Source organism: Paenibacillus sp. sg306046 (assembly GCF_059821225.1).
This window is the reverse complement of record NZ_JCAMRT010000043.1, coordinates 1-17722: the sequence shown is the minus strand read 5'-3', so window position 1 is coordinate 17722 and position 17722 is coordinate 1. Positions and strand designations below refer to the sequence as shown.

At 56.1% G+C, this 17722-nt stretch carries 6 protein-coding genes and 1 CRISPR repeat array; of the genes, 1 reads left to right on the top strand and 5 read right to left on the bottom strand.

Features of this window, described 5'->3' with window-relative positions; translation table 11 throughout:
- Nucleotides 1-507: 507 nt before the first annotated feature.
- Genes AC6ROY_RS24535 through AC6ROY_RS24525 form a run of 3 tightly spaced genes read right to left on the bottom strand, consistent with a single transcriptional unit; the run spans nt 508 to nt 8842 of the window.
- Nucleotides 508-1539 (bottom strand): dockerin type I domain-containing protein, encoded by a 1032-nt coding sequence (locus AC6ROY_RS24535; protein WP_500103192.1) that lies wholly within the window; start codon nt 1537-1539, stop codon nt 508-510.
- Between the two features lie 47 nt (nt 1540-1586).
- Entirely contained in the window at nt 1587-3485 is a 1899-nt protein-coding gene (locus AC6ROY_RS24530; RefSeq protein ID WP_500103191.1) for an S-layer homology domain-containing protein, read from the bottom strand.
- 26 nt (nt 3486-3511) lie between these two features.
- The gene (locus AC6ROY_RS24525) at nt 3512-8842 is read right to left on the bottom strand and encodes a right-handed parallel beta-helix repeat-containing protein (protein ID WP_500103190.1); all 5331 of its coding nucleotides are present in this window, start codon (nt 8840-8842) and stop codon (nt 3512-3514) included.
- A gap of 511 nt (nt 8843-9353) precedes the next feature.
- On the opposite strand from AC6ROY_RS24525, the gene AC6ROY_RS24520 reads away from it, so the two are divergent.
- Entirely contained in the window at nt 9354-9641 is a 288-nt protein-coding gene (locus AC6ROY_RS24520; RefSeq protein WP_500103189.1) for a hypothetical protein, read from the top strand.
- A 155-nt stretch (nt 9642-9796) separates the two neighbouring features.
- Here the strand turns inward: AC6ROY_RS24520 and AC6ROY_RS24515 are convergent, their stop codons facing one another.
- Both AC6ROY_RS24515 and AC6ROY_RS24510 read right to left on the bottom strand, forming a co-directional pair.
- Nucleotides 9797-11065 carry a S1C family serine protease gene (locus tag AC6ROY_RS24515; RefSeq protein WP_500103188.1) on the bottom strand — a complete coding sequence of 423 codons (1269 nt, stop codon included), beginning with the start codon at nt 11063-11065 and terminating at the stop codon, nt 9797-9799.
- 227 nt (nt 11066-11292) lie between these two features.
- Nucleotides 11293-17079, bottom strand: a complete 5787-nt coding sequence (locus AC6ROY_RS24510; RefSeq protein WP_500103187.1) for a right-handed parallel beta-helix repeat-containing protein — start codon at nt 17077-17079, stop codon at nt 11293-11295.
- Between the two features lie 238 nt (nt 17080-17317).
- A CRISPR array of direct repeats spans nt 17318-17625; the repeat unit is 33 nt; unit sequence ATTTCAATCCACGCACTCCAAACGGAGTGCGAC.
- Nucleotides 17626-17722: the final 97 nt, after the last annotated feature.

Here is a 17722-nt window from a genome sequence, read left to right as displayed (position 1 = left end):
GCTTGCTTGCCTCTCTCTCAAGGGGCGAGAAGTAATGTACCATATTCCGTTTTGTTTTGCAACCCTCTTTTTTCTTCCATCCCAGGGGCTTGCCCGCTGGTGCAGAGGCTTCTATAAGATGGTTGCAGGCGCTGTTCTCTCGAACGGCCGAGTTGTAATGTACCATATCTGATTTGGTTTTGCAAGACTTTCGTACAACTTGGTGCCAAGTCGAAGTACGTGAACCAGATCCAAGCAGGTGAATGTATAAATGATGCAAGAGACGGGCATGCACGTACGGTTCCGGTCGGCGGCATGCCGATGACGAACCTTCTAAAATAGTCTACTCATTAGACACACTAGTGTTCGCTGTTGTCCCCGAATATGATCTGCCCAAAGGCAGGTAAGTGTCAAAACATCCGGGGACCACAACGATCGAATATCATTTTGTCTAAGCCGCCGCACCTGTTTCATTGCCCTCGTAGCGCAGCAGCGTTTGTTCTCTAGGTGTGTGAAATAAGCTTTTCCCTAACGGATCAGCGCCGAAGCAAACTCCAGGTCCTTCACGTCGACGACCCCATCCTCGTTTACATCGTACACCTTGAACGCCTCCCACTGCAGGCTGCCGGTATGCATGCCTGCAGCGGCGGCTATCAGACCGAGATCGCCCAAATCGACCTCGCGGTTGCCGTCTACATCACCTGGCACAGGTGCAAGCTGCTGGCTGCGGAACTGTTGAACCGCCTGCCGTAAATTTTCCAGCCCCCGATCAAGCTGAGCTTGAGTGGGAACGGCCTGCTCCAGCAGCGCAACCGCAGCCTGCAGCACCGGCAGCAGCACCTGCTTGGCGCCTGGCTCGTATTGGCCGGTCATCTTCCCTTCAACGGAACTGGCATAAAGTGCCTGCGCTTCAGCCAGTGCCGTTTGCAAAGCGGACTTAGCAATCGCTGGCGATGCAAAAAGCACCGTATGCGAAGCTGGGCTTGCTTCCATTTGCTCACCAATCCGGCTGGTTAGCAGCGCATGAACGACTCGCACCTCCGACGAAGCGCCGAACGCAGGCTGAGCAGCTTTCCAGTTCAGCTCCAGCAGCGGGCCATCCGCCGTGTTCCCGCTCTCGGGTCCCTCACTTTGAGCGGTAAGAACAAGCTTGCCTGGAGTTCCATCATCGAGCCGGGTCAACGTCAGTTGGCTGCGAGCTGGACGAGCACTCACAAAGCTTAGCGCTGCCGGATCATAATCTATCATCAGCGTCTGCCTATAAACCGTTTCATAGACGCTGGCGGAAACAACGTTCAGTCCATATGTTATCGTGAAAAGTTCACCAGGCAATACGGCATCGGTTGGCCCGGACAAAGCAATGACCGGATCATTTGACGGCTCGCCTGGCGGCGTAACGGAATTTGCAGCGACGAGCGTGCGATCTGTGAACGCCTCGGACCAACCGGATAGCAGCGCCCCATTAGCATTAGCCGATGGCGTATGCGGCCATCCAAACATAGCAATGACGATCGCAGCGAAAAGCGTAAACAGTCCTCTGTATAGACCATTCCTTCTCATCGTGTCACATCCTTCTCCAGATCGTAAGCTTATCGCCTACGTCATCGTTAGTCGATCAATTCCGCTGCCTGGAGCAGCCGCTTCAAGGCAACAGCCGCCTCAGCCCGGTTTGCAGGCGCAGCCGGATCGAATAGTTCCGCCGACTTGCCGTTCATCAAGCCGCTGGCGAACGCCTGACCGACGCCTTCTTTGGCCCAGCCGCTGATGGACGCATGGTCGGCAAATCGTTCGCTCTGACCCGCCCCCGCCGCGTGAGGAGACTTGCCAGCCGCCTTAAATGCCCGAATAAGCATCGTCGCCATCTGCTCTCGTGTTATGCTTTCGTCCGCTCCGAAAACATCAGACTCCAAACCTTCGACCAGGCCCGCCTCTACGGCTGCCCCGACGTAGGCTGCATGCCAATCCGGCGCAGACACATCGCGGAATGTCGAGGTTATCCGCGGCTGCAGCCCAAGCCCCTTCACAAGCAGCGTCGCGAACTCGGCGCGCGTCACCCGTTCATGAGGTACAAATTCGCGCTCCGTCCGTCCACTTGCGATGAGCTTTGAGGCAAGCAATTCAATTTCGGCCTGCGCCCAATGACCGACCGTATCGTCAAACGATTTGGCTTGCCGAATGACTGCGTAAGTGCTGTTCCCCTGCCGCTTCAAATGTGCGGCTGTTCCGCCGCCATCCAGCGCTTGAAACCGGGTAGGGACGAAGCTCAGTCCACCGGTGCCCGGATTGTACAGCACGCCGGTCGCGGTCGCTGGATCAACATGGCCGGATAACGTCATTGAACGGGTCACATAAATGCCTCCGAAATGTTCGACTACAAGCGCTCTTCCGCCGCTTTCGGCCGTGACATGAAAGTCAAGCGCTTCTCCAAGCAAAACCGCACCGGAGTTCTTCGTTTCGTCAGCGATGGCCTGAACGTCCGCTGTTGAAGGCTTGCCAATCTGAACCGCAATCTGCAGCTCCTCTGCCTTCACACCCAGCTCCGCAGCCAGCCAGTCCGTGTCCAACGCCCGCACCGGCAGCTCATAGGAAGCGCCCCCGGTCTGGATGCTGAGGACAAGCTCAGGGTTCTGCGCGGCGGCAGCGGCCAATGAGACCGCGGGCAGTCCGAGCTTAACAGGCTGCCCGCTCGCCGGAAGTTCAATTCGAACGTAGCTGTCCCGTACGGAATCCGACTTCAGTTCATCCAGTGCCTGGGTCAAGCTTTCCGCACTGACGACAGCAACCTCAATTGGCCGACCGGCAGCATCCTGAACCTGCTTCGTTTGGCCCACCGGAATATGCACCTCTTGCTTGGCATGCTCACCAGAAACAGACAGATTACCGGCCGCAGGGCTTCCCGGCTGACTCGGAGACGCACCAGGACCAGCGCCGGAGCCAGATCCGGAACTACCCGGGTCCGAACCTCCCGTTTCTGAGCCGCCGTTATCCGAGTCCGGGTCCACAGAGGGATCTGGCAGCGAGACTGATGTCACAACCGTCGAAGCCGTTTGGCTGCCGGTCCATTGGGCTTCCTGCCGCCCTGCGGATACTGTTAGTACTTCAGACAAGCGAACAGTCGCCTGCCCCGGAGCCAACGTTTGAAAAGTCAAGCTGCCCAGCTCGGCATCACCGGTTGCCCCTGGCGAGTTCCCCATCTGCGTGTAGGCAAACGTTATCTTGCTGCCTTCCACAATCGGTTGAATGGCGAAGCCGTTCCCGCCCAGGGAAGACCCGGCCTCAGCCAGCTTCAACCGGGCAGGATCATATTCAAATACGGCTTCATACGCATACATGCTGTCGAGCTGCTGGCCTTGCAGCTTAACCCGCCACTCCTTGCCCGCTGCTGTCGTCAGCGCATCCGTCGTCAGCCGGAAAGATGCAGTACCCTCGGCATGCGTTTGCGCAAACGGAACCGAGACCGAGTACAGCAGCAGCGCCAGTGCAGGCAGCCAATGTTTGAATGTCATGGAGGAGGCTTCCCCTTTCCGAGTCGTTAAGGAATCTGACTGGCTACATAAGAAAGATCAACAATGTTGAGGACGCCGTCCTGATTGACATCCATATGTTTATAACGGCTCCACTCCGCGTGATCCGCGTTCAACCCGTACGCAGCCGCCAGCATGGCCAGATCGCTGATATCGACTTGACGATCATCATTCAGATCACCGGGCACCGGAGCCAGCTTCTTCGCCTGAAACACATCAAGCGCGACCTTGACGGCAGCCGCGGCCTCGTCCAGCTGCTGCTGAGTAGCAGCCGTCTGAAGCAGCGTCTGTGAGCCCAGGCGGATGACCGCCTGCAGCTCTGCCTTGGAGCCAGCCGGATATTGTCCGGTTTTGGTTCCTTCGACAGCAGCGTCATGAGCCGCTTGGGCGGACGCGATCGCCGCCTGCAGCGCCGACGTTTGCAGCGGGCTGCCGAGCGTGACATTCACCGTGGCCCCCGGCGCCGATGACATTTGCCCGAGGGCATTAGCCAGCTTTACCGAGGTCAGCAGGATGGCAGTCGCTTGGGATTGGTTCAGCGTCTTGGCCCTCCAGTTGAGCTTGAGCAGCGGTCCGTCCGCCTTTATCCCTTCCTCCTGACCAAGGCTTGCCGCGAAAATTCGTACATGATCGGGCGTATCAGTATTCACCCGAATGACCGATAAGCCAGTGGTCAGCGTTTCCGCCGACACAAACTCAACAGCAGCGGCATCATATTGAAAGCTGAGCTCCTGCGCGTAGATCGGATCTGCCGCATAAACGTTAGTCAGTCCGTAGTCGAAGCTGAACGTCTGACCGAAGGCAACCGCTCCCGGAGCGCTCAAGGCGGCGGCCGTCTGAACCGTTTCTCCTCCTCCAGTACTTCCGTCCCCTCCCGCAGATACGGCAGGAAGAACTCCGATATCCGTACCTGCAGGCGTACCGGCTCCCTTCAGCGGACTGCTGGCCGCGAGCTTCAGGAAATCGCCCAAATTCGGGAAGCCGTCCGGATGACGCGTCAAGGATGGAGTCAGGCTGACAAAGTCAGCATCGGTCGCTTTCAGCCCTTTGCCGTTGGTGCTCTTTTTGCTGATCCACCAAACATTGCTGTTATCGACGTCAGTGCCGGACTTTTTATCGCTGGCTCCCCCGCTGTAAGACAGGTTGTTCGTGAACACGTGCGTCCCTATGTCAAAAGCAAAGTTCGACTGCCCGTTGCTCCAGGACGTATTGTGGGTCAGGCGGATCGAGCCCGGGTTGCTGTTATACGTAAAGCCATGCTTTTTGTTCAAATAAGCGACGCTGTTCTCGACAATGTGGTTGACGGCAATTTTTTCACCGCCAAGCTTGAAGCCGTTGCCGTCGCTGTTGGAGGTAGATTGACCTTCCGAAGTGGCGCCATTGTGATGGGCAACACTGTTGCGGATGACAACCGGGTCGATCGGCCCCGTTTCGGACTTGCTGAACAGATCCCAGCCGTCATCCGTGTTGTAAGCCGCAATGCATCCGTCAAATACGTTGCCTGGCCCGACGGTCAGCTTCGCGGCAAAGCCGTCCGCATCCTCCCCATCATCAGGATCAAAATTATCATGCGAATACACATTGATAATCTGGTTGTAGCTCGGCCATACCTCACGCGGCGCTCCTGCCATATAACGCCCGATTTGCAAGCCTGTATCCTTGTTATGATGAATATTCATGTTTTCGACGCGGTTGTAATGCCCTGCCACATAGACGCCGTTGTCAGCCGAGCCGCGGACTTCAAATCCTTTGATCAGCCAGTAGCTGCCGTTAATTTGCAAGCCTCGCGCATTTTGCGAAGGGTCTTTGGCGTTGTAAGGCTGCGCGTAAAAATCCAATACCGGCTGCTCGGAGCCGTAAGCGATCAGCTTCTTCATCGCCCCGGGCGTGCCGCTGTTGTCGCGGTCAATCGTCACCTGCACATCATAAGCATAAACACCGCCGCGCATATGAATCGTACGTCCGGGCTCGATTCGCGTCAGCGCCGCCATCAGCGACAGCGGGCTGTCCAGCGTGCCTTCGGCTGCGTCCAGCCCCTCCGGGGAAACAATCAGATCGCCTGGCTGCACCGCCGAGGTGGCAGCCGCCGGTGTGCCCATAACCGGGGCCGAATCCGCACCTTCCCCCGCGCCGTTTGAAGCGGATACGACATAGAAATAGGTCGTGCCGTTAGAAACCGCCAGATCCGTATAAGAGGTGGCGGACACGCTCGCGGCAACTGCGACGAACGGTCCGGACGGTGAAGCGCCGCGTTTCACTGCATAAGCGACAGCCCCCGGCACAGCCCCCCAGGACAAGGACACGCGGCGATCGCCGGCCGAAGCGACCAGCTCGCCCGGCACCGCCGGTTTCGTGCCCCCGCCTTGTGAGATTTGCGGCTTCGCGCTAACTTGCGCGGACGGAGCGCCCTCCCCGGCTGCGTTCGATGCCGTGATTACATAATAATACGTGGTGCCCGCAGCTACTGCGGTATCGGTATAACCTGTACCGGACACGGTGGTCAGCTTTGTGTAGCCGCTGCCATCCGTTGTGCTGCGCTTGACCTGATAGGCCGCGGCGCCTGCAGACGCGCTCCAGGTTAAGGCAACCTGGCCGTCATCAGTGACGCTGGCCGCCACACCTGTCACCGCGTTCGGGACGACTGGCATCGTCGTTCCGCCCGTGTACCCGGACGTCCGCTGCCAGTTTTCCTTGCTCCATTGCAGCTTCCCGGAGCCCGCTCCGTCCGGAGCCGTTAACCGCGCCATCAACGTCGCCGGATTATCCGGCGCGTACGCATACGGCAGCTCCGTCATACCGCTCCAGGAAAAGTCCAGCACAGGCGCCGGAACGGGAGCAAGCGGACTTCCTGCTGTTGTGCTGTCGCCTTGAAACAGCTGGCCGTCCAGCGAATAAATCGTGTTTTTCGCGGCAATTTTGCCCGTAAACTGCGGCTTAGTCGGGTCCTTCTGGTTGTTGCGGATCGGATACAAAATATCAATAATATGCGAGTTCTCGATCAGCACCGCACCATTTTCCGTCGAAATTGCGCCGTTGCTCGTCACGCCGAAATGATACCCGGCAGCGTCGATTGCCGCTTCCTGCGCCGCCGAGATTCGTTTTTTCGCCGCCCAGTTGCCGGCCGTGTCCATCACGATGTTGTACGCGTGGACGTTTCCGCCCCGCAGACGCGGCATCCGGTCCTGCATATCGACATAATAGTTATGATGCAGCGTAGCCTGCAGATCGGCATTGTTCGCTTTCAACTCATTGGCGCCAACCAGATGCTGCTTTTTCTGCCCGGCCGAAACCGCGATAATATCCTCAACACTCAGCCCCTGATTACGCAGAAATTTGTACATCGGGTACTTCGTCGAGCCTGGGTTCGCTGTCAGCTCCGCTTCCATCGCTTGAATTTGCTGGCCGACCCAGCCGTTCGGACTGCGGTCATCGCCCTTGAACAGCGACCATGAGATCGTTATACCCGAGGAGCCCTCCTTGATATCAATGCCGCCGTCATACGATTTATGGAACGTACAGTGGTCAATCCACACTTGGGAAGAAGCTTCCAGCGTAAGGTAGTCCCAATCGTTTTTGTCATAATCGCCCTTGGTCTGCTCATCCCATTCCCACAGTTCATCAAATTCGAGGTTGCGAATGATCAGGTTGTTCACACGCTTGACTACAAAGCTGGCATGCTTGATTTTCGCGCCGTTCGCCGAGAAAATCGTCATGTTGGCCAAATCCTGGATGTAAATTTTGGTAACGCCCGTCTCCAGCAGCACCGGATGTGTTTTGGCCGCGTTGTGCGCCGAGAACAGCGATCCTGCCGTCGCCTTCGCTTCAGCGGAAATCTCGTTCCAGCCGAGATCGAGATCATTCATAATTTCGATGACCTTATACCCGTTTTTCTTACCGATCGCTTTGGCAAAATCATTCGCCGTATACACCTTGATATACTTCGCGTCCGTCTCCGGGATCGTGCCTCCGCCGACATTGGTCGAAGAAAAACCGGTCATGTTGTAAGCATCAACCGCTGCGCCTGCGACAGGAACTATCGTTGCCGCCTCGGACGGCACACTTTCCCCATTGGCATAGTCAGCACTAACGACATAAGAATACGAGGTTCCGCTCTCTACATCCGAATCCGTATAGCCAGGCGCGGACAAGCCCGTTGCAACCGTCGTATAAGCATGGCCGCCGCTGCTGCGCTTCACGGTATAGCTTGCCGTCCCGCTCACCGGGGTCCAGGTTAACATAACGTTGCCGCCAACTGTCAGCGCTTTCAAATCAGTCGGCGCTTCGGGGGACGTGGAGGCGGACTGCGGCTGCCCGCTAACCTGCACCGAATTGCCGCTGCTCAGTCCGTTCGCCTGGCCCGTGACAACATAATAATAAACGGTACCGTTCACCAGCCCGTGATCCGTGAACGTACCTGCAGCCACATTTGCCGCAATTTCCGTGTAAGGTCCGCCGCTGGTCAAAGAACGTTTGACGGTATACGTCATCCCGTTTGCCGCGCTCCACGACAACGTTACTTGCCCGCTGCCGTTCTCAGCCTGCAAGCCGTCAGGAGCTGCCGGCAGCGCCGTTTTTGTGTACACCTTGAGGTTGTCGTAGTACATATTGGCCGTCTGCGCACCGGTGGTGAAGCCGGTCAGCTTGGCTACAGCTCCGTCCGCGGCGGCGGCTTCGGAGAAGTCAAACACGCCCCCCGTGCTGTAAGCGGCTGTAGAACCGACCGGCCGCGCGAACGCCTGCGCTTTCTTCGCTGCCAGGTCAAGCTCGATCTTCACTGCATACCATTGATCCTTCTGGTAGCCGGAAATGATTTTCTTGTTCGAGCCCGTGCCGTACAAATATTGGGACAGGTTCGCGCCGCTGTCGCTAAGACGCAGCTCGGCAAACGCTTGACCCGCCTCATTTTCAACGCGCAGCACCTTGTATCCATGACTGTCCGCGCCATTCTTGTCAATACGCCAGTCGAATTCAACTGTTACGAAACCGCTTGCAGAAATCGGCAGGAGCCGGCTGAACCTTGTATCGCTGCTGCTCTCATCCTTCACCTGCAGCACCTTGCCCGTGCGATCGTTGTTAACGGTACCGTTGACGATTTGTCCGGCATCCAGCACCCGGACTTCATTTGTCGCTGTGCCCGGATTCGGTGTCAGCGCATACCCCGCCGCAATCAGCTCCTCAGGCCCGGATATGGCTTCGTAGTCGTCAAGCATAAGCTCCGTCAGCAGCATACCTTCCTCGGCCGCATGCACGGCTGGCGTTACCGCAACCGTTCCGGCCAGCACCATATTGAAAGCAAGCGCCAGCGCTGCAGTTGTACTGATCCATCGTTTAACTTTCATTGTTTTCCTCCTCGCAGATCCTCGCAGATTTTCGGAATCGCAGTGCATGCCCTGCTTGCAGCACAGCGCTTCAACACGCAAATCACCTTTAAATCACGTTTCCTCCTCTCTTCACGAGCAACCTCAACAGTGTCCTGCCCCTGCATCATAAACCGGTTCCCAAACAGCTCCAACAATCATTTGGTTAGATTTACCTCCCGTTAAAGGAATTTTATGACGCAATACAGGGTTGCTGAGTAAATGATTGTAAAGATTATCGGCTTCCCCGGCAGGCGGAAAAATAGCGTTGGACGCGGCGACAAAGTGAAACAAGCTTTCCTTGTTTTTGACAGTCCATTTCGACTGTATTCTTACTCCGGTTGCTCTATGATAAAGCTATATCTATTATCTAGTTACCAGAGGAGGTTTGCCGTATCCCATGGAGGTTACTCGCGAATTGGAATCCATGCCCCTGCCGCCGTCCCTGTACCCTCAGCCCGCTCAAGAACCAGCCAAGCCCCCGAAGCTGACAATGAAATTGTTGTATGAGCTGATCGAAGAGCTGCAGGAAGAAAACCGGCTGCTCACCGACAAGCTGGAGCAGCTTGAAGCGTGTCATCAGTTCCAGCTCGAAGTCGCCCCGACGGTGCAATGGTCAACCGTTCCGCTGGAGACGCAGCAACGCAACACGATCTCTACCGAAATTTCCATCCATGCGCCGGATGACGCTGACGATTATATGATGCCCCGGTCCAAACGACATGTCCTTCCGAAAAAGAAACCGTCCTTCTGGAGTAAATTGTTCCGTACAGCAAGGTAGCGGCAAGCTTCCTGAAGGCTTGCTGCAAGCGGCCGAGCCGTATTTCCGCCCATACTCAAAGCCCCTTCTCCGGCAAAACGGAAAAGGGGCTTTGAGTATGGCGGTGTTCACGTAATAAATTAAGAAGCAGAAGTAAGCCGTATATCGGTTCTACGTTACTTGGCGTTTTTATTGCCGACCGTTACGGTTACCTCGCTCGTCTGGCCGCTGCGAATCATCGTCAGCTTGACTTTATCGCCCACCGCCAGCTCCTTGACCTTAGCAGACAGCTCGTCGGCACTGGCTACAGCTTGCCCGTTGATGGCCGTAATAACATCGTAAGTACGGAGACCGGCTGCAAATGCAGGGCTTGCCGGATCAATTTGGGCAATGACCGCGCCGGATTGCTTACTCAGCTTCAAATCAGCCGCCCAGCTCGAATCAACATCCTCCAGTCCAACGCCCAGATAGGCGACAGGCTCCTTCGGAATCGTCACATTATTTTTCAATTGCTCCAATACGGACGAGATTGTGCTTGTCGGGATCGCAAAGCCCATGCCCTGCGCCTCCGCGTTCACCGCCGTATTAATGCCGATGACCTCGCCGTTCATATTCAGCAGCGGACCGCCGGAGTTGCCCGGATTGATGGACGTATCGGTTTGCAGCAAATGCTTGTATTCCCGTGTTCCTTGCGTATCCGGGATCGAAATCGGACGTTCCTTTGCACTCAGCACGCCAACGGTGACCGTCTGATCATAGCCGTAAGGATTGCCGATTGCCACAAGCCAGTCGCCAACCTTGGACTGATCCGGATCGCCCAGAGGCAGGTAGGAAAAGTCCTTGTCTCCCTCGATTTTGAGCACCGCCAGGTCCAGATCATAGCTGTTGCCGAGCAGCGTCGCCTTAAACGGCTGATCATGCCCCTGCACAGTAACCCATATTTCCTGCGCTCCGTCGATGACATGCTCATTGGTCAAAATATAGCCGGACTTTTCAAAAATAAAGCCTGTCCCGATACCGCCATCCTCCAGCTTGCCTGCATCCCCGCCGGTTCCTTGATCAAAAAACTGACGATACCGCGGATCGCTGAACCGCGAATTGGCGCTGCTCTCGGCCTTCACTTTCGTTTCGATCTTGACGACAGCCGGCTTGGACTGATCAACGATTCCCGAGATGCTGCCTGTTCCTCCCGGATTAACGACTGCCTGCTCCAGCCCGGCATGAGTCAGAGACGCTGTATTGACCCCGCCCGCTGCCGGCTCAACATTTACATAAGCGCCTGCTTCCGCCGTAAACAGGTTCAAACGATCTGAAGCGATCATGCAACCCCCGGTCAGCAGCGTACCAGCCAGAAATGCCGCCACTATACCGCGCAGCCGCGGCGGTTGCTTGCCTTTGTAAGTGGCGTGCGGTTCGACTACTGTATACTTATCCATGTTTTCCATGTGTTCAGCCTCCCTGATTTGATTCCTCGGATGTGAGTCAGCTACGAAGGGTACTCCCTTTCGTTAACTCTATCATCAGGGATAGACCTTAATAGAGGCTTAACCGTTCCTAAATGGCAGGTAAAAATTCGACAGCTCCCCGTCCTGCGCAAAGAAGCGTCCAGCCTGCATCATGCAGACCGGACGCTTCTCGCTATTCATATAAATGATAGAATGCCATTCAAGCTTTAGTTATGCAGCAACTGATACATCCGGTACAGCAGCACAGCCGCCTCGGCTCGCGAGGAGTTCGCCGCAGGCTGTACCCGGTTCGCCTCGTCGCCCTGGATCAAACCGGCCTGGACCAGATTCGCTATAGCCTGCTGTGCATAGCTGGCGATGCTCGCCTGATCGGCAAACGTCTTGCCCTGAGCAGTGTCGGTCGCCAGCTTGACGCCGGCTGCCTTGAGCGCCCGTTCAGCCATGACCGCCATATCCTGCCGCGTCACAGCTGCTTCCGGCGTAAATTGTCCAGCCGCTGTGCCGTTCACGATGCCCAGCTTCTGTGCGATGCTTACACCTTCATAATAATAGTCCGCTGGCTTTACATCAGAGAAGCCTGGCTCTGTCGGTAACTGAGCCGTCAAGCTGAACGCTCTGACGAGCAGCAGCGCGTAGTCTGCACGGGTAATCCGGCTGGACGGTGCAAACTCCGCTGCGGATACGCCGTTAATGACACCCTTCGCCGCCATCACCTCGATTTGACGTTTGGCCCAAGGAGTCAAACCCATGTCCTCGAAGGTACGCGGGTTGTACACGACAGCGTATTGGCTGAAGTGGTGGGTCGCAAACCGCACCTGCCCATCCGCCGCGCGGTAGCCTCCGCTCGTCACCGGCGTCACCTGTCCTTGACCGTCAATGTACCAGACCGCGATCAGCTCGTGATCCGTCTCCCCGACAGCCGGCTGGTATGGAATTGCCACTTGAACCGATGCCGTCGGATTGTTCCAGCTCAGTGCTTTTCCGTCAACCGTTACCTGGAAGTCGTACACCGGACGGCCGTTCAGCTGCTCCTGCAGCGCGCCTGCAGGCGCAACTTGCTTCACGGCCACACCGACCTGCGCAGCTCCTGCAAGCTGAGAGGCGGCAAACATATCGCCTGGCAGCAGCAGCTGAATGCCTGCCGACTTCACTTCAAACTGTGCGGCACCCGCAGCCTGGAGATACGCGGACGCTGGGAGCACCAGCTCAAAGCCATCCTTCAACGCCGCCGTTTCGCCCGCAAGCTCGATACGTACCGTCTTCTTGCCTTCACTGTTCGCTTTTGCGCCGGACAACGCCGACTCGATCGCCGCAGCCGCAATTGTCACCCGTGCTGCTCCGCCATCGCCTGTGGCAACGGTTGCCTGCACCGTAACGCTGCCGTCCTGGTTCACGGACGTTGGCTGCGCCGATGCGGAAGGCGCTGACGGCGAACCTCCGCCTGAGCTTGTGTCGCTATCGGGGCCGCTGCCCGAATCCGATCCCGGCTGCTCGGTTCCCGTTCCTGGCCCTGTTGGAGCAATCAGCTTCAGAAATTCGCCCCATACAATATTTCCATCTGCATCACGCAAGTAGTCGCTCACTGGCTGCAAGCTTGCGAAATTCGCATCCGTCAGCTTCACACCCGATTTGTTAACGGATTGCGTGCCGTCAAACAAATAATTCGTATTGGAGACGAGATTAGACGGATAGCTGTCCTTCGCCGTGTAATCCTTCTGGTACGACATAAAGCCGGTCAGCTTGAAATCGGTCGGAATACCGGTATATGTCGTAAAATTCAGATTGCCGCGCGCATTGTTAAAGCCAATGTTGTTCTCGGCGATAAGACCTGGATTGCTATTGCTTGTGAAGCCGTATGCGCCGTTGCCAAAGGCGATACTGTTGCGGATCACATGCGGCACATGAATGCCCTCGCCGCCGAGCTTGAAGCCGTTTTTATCGCCTGCTCCTACGGTGCCGTCCGTCAGGAAGCCGTTGTTGAAGGCGATGCTGTCCTCGATCAAAACAGCCCCGATGGCTCCCGTACCGGCCTTTGTATACAAGTCCCAGCCGTCGTCAATATTATTGTGGGAAATGGTGCCGCGGAACACATTGCCGACGCCAACCGTTAATTTAGCTGCAAAGCCGTCGGCATTGTTATCGGACGGGTCGCGGTTGTCGAACGACGTGCTGTTCAAAATCAAATTGTACGACGGCCACTCCGAGCGATCGTTGGAGCCGTCCGTCCGGCTGATTTGCAGCCCCGTGTCGCCATTCTGGTAGAAGCGGCTTTGCTCCACAATATTGTGGCTGCCGCCGACCGTAAAGCCCTTCAGGTTGGCTGCGGAACGTTTGAAATCTATGCCCTTCACATGCCAGTAATGGCCGCTGAGCACAACGCCCTCCGACTTTTTGTCGAAATCAATGACCGGCTTCGCGCCCGGAGCCGCTACCAAATATTTGCGCGCCTCAGCTGTGCCATCATTATACTTCTGAATATCCAGCTTCGAGCTTCGCACATAGGTTCCGTCGAGCAGCACTATTTTCTGTCCCGGACGGACGAATTGAACGGCCGTATCCAGGTCAAGCGGCTGCTGAGCCGTTCCGGTTCCCGCATTTGTCCCTGTCGGGGATACAACAATATCTCCATCCGGCACATAAGACTTCACCGTTACCGAGTGGTTGCGGACCAGTTTATCGTACGAGGTCAGCAGTTGGGTATCATCCGGCAAAAACGTCACGCTGAAATTTGTCCGGCTCGCCGCTGCAAGCGTAGCGGGAATAGCCGTAATTTTACCGGCTTCCACAGCCGTATCCTGCGCGATGACCGTCTGTCCCTGCTTCACGGTGACCGAGCCGCGCACATTGGCTTTCACCCGCAGTGCATACTCGGTCTGGGAGGTACGATCCAGTGACACGATTTCCAGGTCCGGCGTAGCCGGTACAATCGGCGCTTCCACCTTAGGCGCGTCGGCTTGAGCCGCTGTCACTGTGAACCGGATGTTGCTTACCTCAATCGTAGCCAGACGGGCCGCATAGAAGCCCACATAAATTTTGGAATCCTGCACGTTCAAGATGTCCGGCGTGTAAAAAATACGCTCCGCCTCGTCATTCAGCTTGGCCATGTAGCCGCTGTTCGTTTTCGCAAGCGTCAACCGGTAAGGCTTGGCCGGATGCGTGTTGGCGGCGGCTGGCAACTCATTTTTCAGCATCTGCAGCTTCAGGCCCTGACTACCCGCCCCATCCTTAGTCGCCACACCTGTCCGGACGAACAATTGCGTGCCATTTGCCGCCCCCGTGCCGCCGCTGAAGCCGCCGACCGCTGCGATATTTGCAGCAAATACACTTGAATCTCCCGCCGTTCCAATTGCATCCCGCGCCATCAGGCCAAACGACTCCTGACCGTCATGCGGCGTTTTCGCATAGGCAACAACCTTCACATCAGCTGACAACACGAAGTTATCTTGCGCCGCATCAATTTCCGTGTAATAGAAGGAAATACCGTCGTGATCGCCGGTTACCTTGCCACCGCCTTCAAGCGCAACCACCTCGATCGTACCATCGTCCTTCACGTTTACCTTGTTATTCGCCGAGGACGTGGACTGGCCGAACCGAATACTGTTCCATTTGACCGTCTGAGCGTCACGCACCGCAGCTTTCAGCACAATCGGCTGCAGCCCCGAGTCCACGGCCTTGATGACAACATCATACGTACCCGCTGCCGACGGATTGAAGCTCGAAGCGTCCACCGTATATTGTCCAGCCGCAAGCGCTTCACGATCTCCGTTGTCGTACACCTTGGAAACTTGCAAGCCTGCCTGATCAAAGGCTTCTCCAACCACATACGTCGTCTTCGGATAGCCGGTTACCTCGATGCTGGTCAGCTCCTTGACCTTGACCGTGACGTTTAACGGTACCGTCTTGCCTTTATGCGTAATTGTCAGCGCTTTGCTGCCGGCACTCGTCGTATCCAGCGCGCTGACCGTAAATTCGCCCTTGAGCAGCCGAGCTGCCGTGCCGTCATCGTACTTCGCATATACGATCAGGCCGTCCAGCTCCAGCTGATCGCCCAGGTAGTAGAGCGTTTTTTGCGGCAGCTGGCGGATCTCCAGCCCGGTTAAAGCCGCGCCTTTCACCGTCACGTCAAAGGCAGCTGTCTTCGACGGCGTCTCCGTCGAGGTCATGACGACCGTTTTCGTACCGACAGTCTGAAAGGTGTAATCGCCAACTGCTATCGGCGCTCCGTCAATCGTCAGCGTATACTGGTCGCTTGTCAGTTCGCGCGTCATCCCGTTGTTATACGAAGCTAGCACCGTAAAGCCTTCAGGGTCAAAGGAATCGCCCAAATAATACGTGGTCTTGGCCGGATAATACTGAATATCCAATGCAGTGACAGTCAAGGACAACACTTCAACGTTCACCGTAGCCGTTGCACCGTTGTAATGGATCGTCAGCGTCTTGCTGCCCTCGGTCGTGCTGTCGAAGCCGGTTACTATGTAATCAAATCTCGAGAGCGGTTCCTGTCCGCTGCTATTGACAGCTGTTACCTGCAGTCCGCTGAGGTCCAGGCTGTCTCCGATCAAATAAGTTGTTTTCATCGCTGCCGCATTGACGAGCAGTTGGCTGGTCGTTTTCGTATTGACCTTGAAATCCAGCTGGCTGAACGTCACCTCGGCATCCCGGGCTACATACAGCCCGGCAAATAAATTGTCGGGAAACATCCCGTCCAGCACCAGCTGCTTGCTGACGCCATTCGCTGTAATCTCGTAAGCAGAGCCGGATTTCTTCAGCTTGAGATCATAAACGCCATTTGCTGCGGGGGCCGCAACGCCCGGTAAATCCAGCTTGACGTTAGCGCCGCCATTGGCAGTACCGGCAACGCCTTGCTTGTACAACGCTTGCATCACATTTGGCGTACCGCCAAAGCCGCCAACCGCCACGTAGTTGGAGGACTGGGTTGCGGTTCCCGGTGCAAAGCTATTGCGGAGCATGAGACCGAATGACTTTTGCGTCGGCGAGCTGATGGAGCCTGTGCTGTTGAAGCTGCGCACAGTCGCCTTCGCGGTCAGCTCGAAATTGGACGCTGTCGGCAGCTGCTTGTAGTAATACGACAGCCCCTCGTCTGTTCCGGCCAGCTTGCCCCCGGTTGCCTTCAACGTCACCGAGCCGTCCTGTTGCACCGTCGGGTTCGGGTTGCGTCCGGCATCGCCTGTGCTCGTATTGGAGCCAAAGGCCTCAAACTTCCATTCGCCCAAGTCCACCTTGGACTCCACAGCCAGGTTCACCTGACTGAACGTAACCTTCGTATTCCGGGCCGTATACAGACCGGCAAATGCCATGCCTGCAGCCACATTTTCTACCGTCTTCGTATCGTCGCCAATCTTCAGCACATAATTGTTTCCTGTGCGCTTGAGGCTGAGAAGATACGAAGCGCCATTGGCTGGCGCCGCTGCCGTAGCTGACGGGTCCAGCTTCACGACCGGCTTTATGCTGCTGTCCGGCTGAAGCGTCAGCTGCTTGTGAAACGCTTGCATTTTCTGTGAAATGGCGCCGACTGCCACATATTCACCGTCGGCATACACCGCGCCGTACACGTTCTCGGCAACGCTGCTGCGCACCATCAATCCGAAGGATACTTGATTATTCGCCGTCCACGCCTCGACCTGGGCGGTTGCCGTCAATTCAAAATCCGCATCCGTCGGAATTTCCTGATAATAATAGGCAAGCCCCTCCGTAGGCGTAGACGTAGAGCCTGTCACAATTTTCCCTACGTTATTGGAGCTGCGCAAAGTGACGGTTCCGTCGTTATTTTCCTCGATGCCAAAGTTGGCAGCCGTAATTCCGCCTGAGCCTACATCGCCGAACACGCTGCCTTTCCATTTGCTGTTGCCCGCGAGCTTAATCATTCCTGCTGGCGGGTCTGCGGCTTCAGCCACTGCTGGTCTTAGCGCCATTGTCGATACCAGCATGACAAAGGACATGATCATGGCTACAACCTGCATTGATTTTCTCATTCATCTGTTCTCCTTGTCTGGCTAAGTATTTAAGTAAGTATACCCCCTCTTTATAAGCGCTTCCAAGAAGGTACGTCAATAATCAATAGCTCAGATAACAGCAATGACTGGGAAAATGAGCAGTGTTGGCGGGACTTTATACATGATGTGCTAACAGGCTCGCGCAAAAAATAGCGAAGCAGCATACCGTGCATCTGGCAGTAAAGAGCACATCCTTGACGAGGAAAATGGGGATTAATTTTGAATCCACGCACTCCAAACGGAGTGCGACTGGAGTAATTGGCTGGAGGCACATGGACCACACAATTTCAATCCACGCACTCCAAACGGAGTGCGACTTGTCGATCGCCGCTGATCCGGGCAGCAGCTGCTTATTTCAATCCACGCACTCCAAACGGAGTGCGACCGTCATGCTGAACATGTCACCGTCTCCACCCGGCATCTATTTCAATCCACGCACTCCAAACGGAGTGCGACTGCTTGTAATCGTTGTTCCAGGCTACCTCCATGATGATTTCAATCCACGCACTCCAAACGGAGTGCGACCCTTGACACAACGCCCATTGCAGTCCCCCTGTGTCAGAATAGTTGTCGTACCTCTCGAATGAATGTACAGTAAGAAACAGAGAGGTCGAGGTGGAGA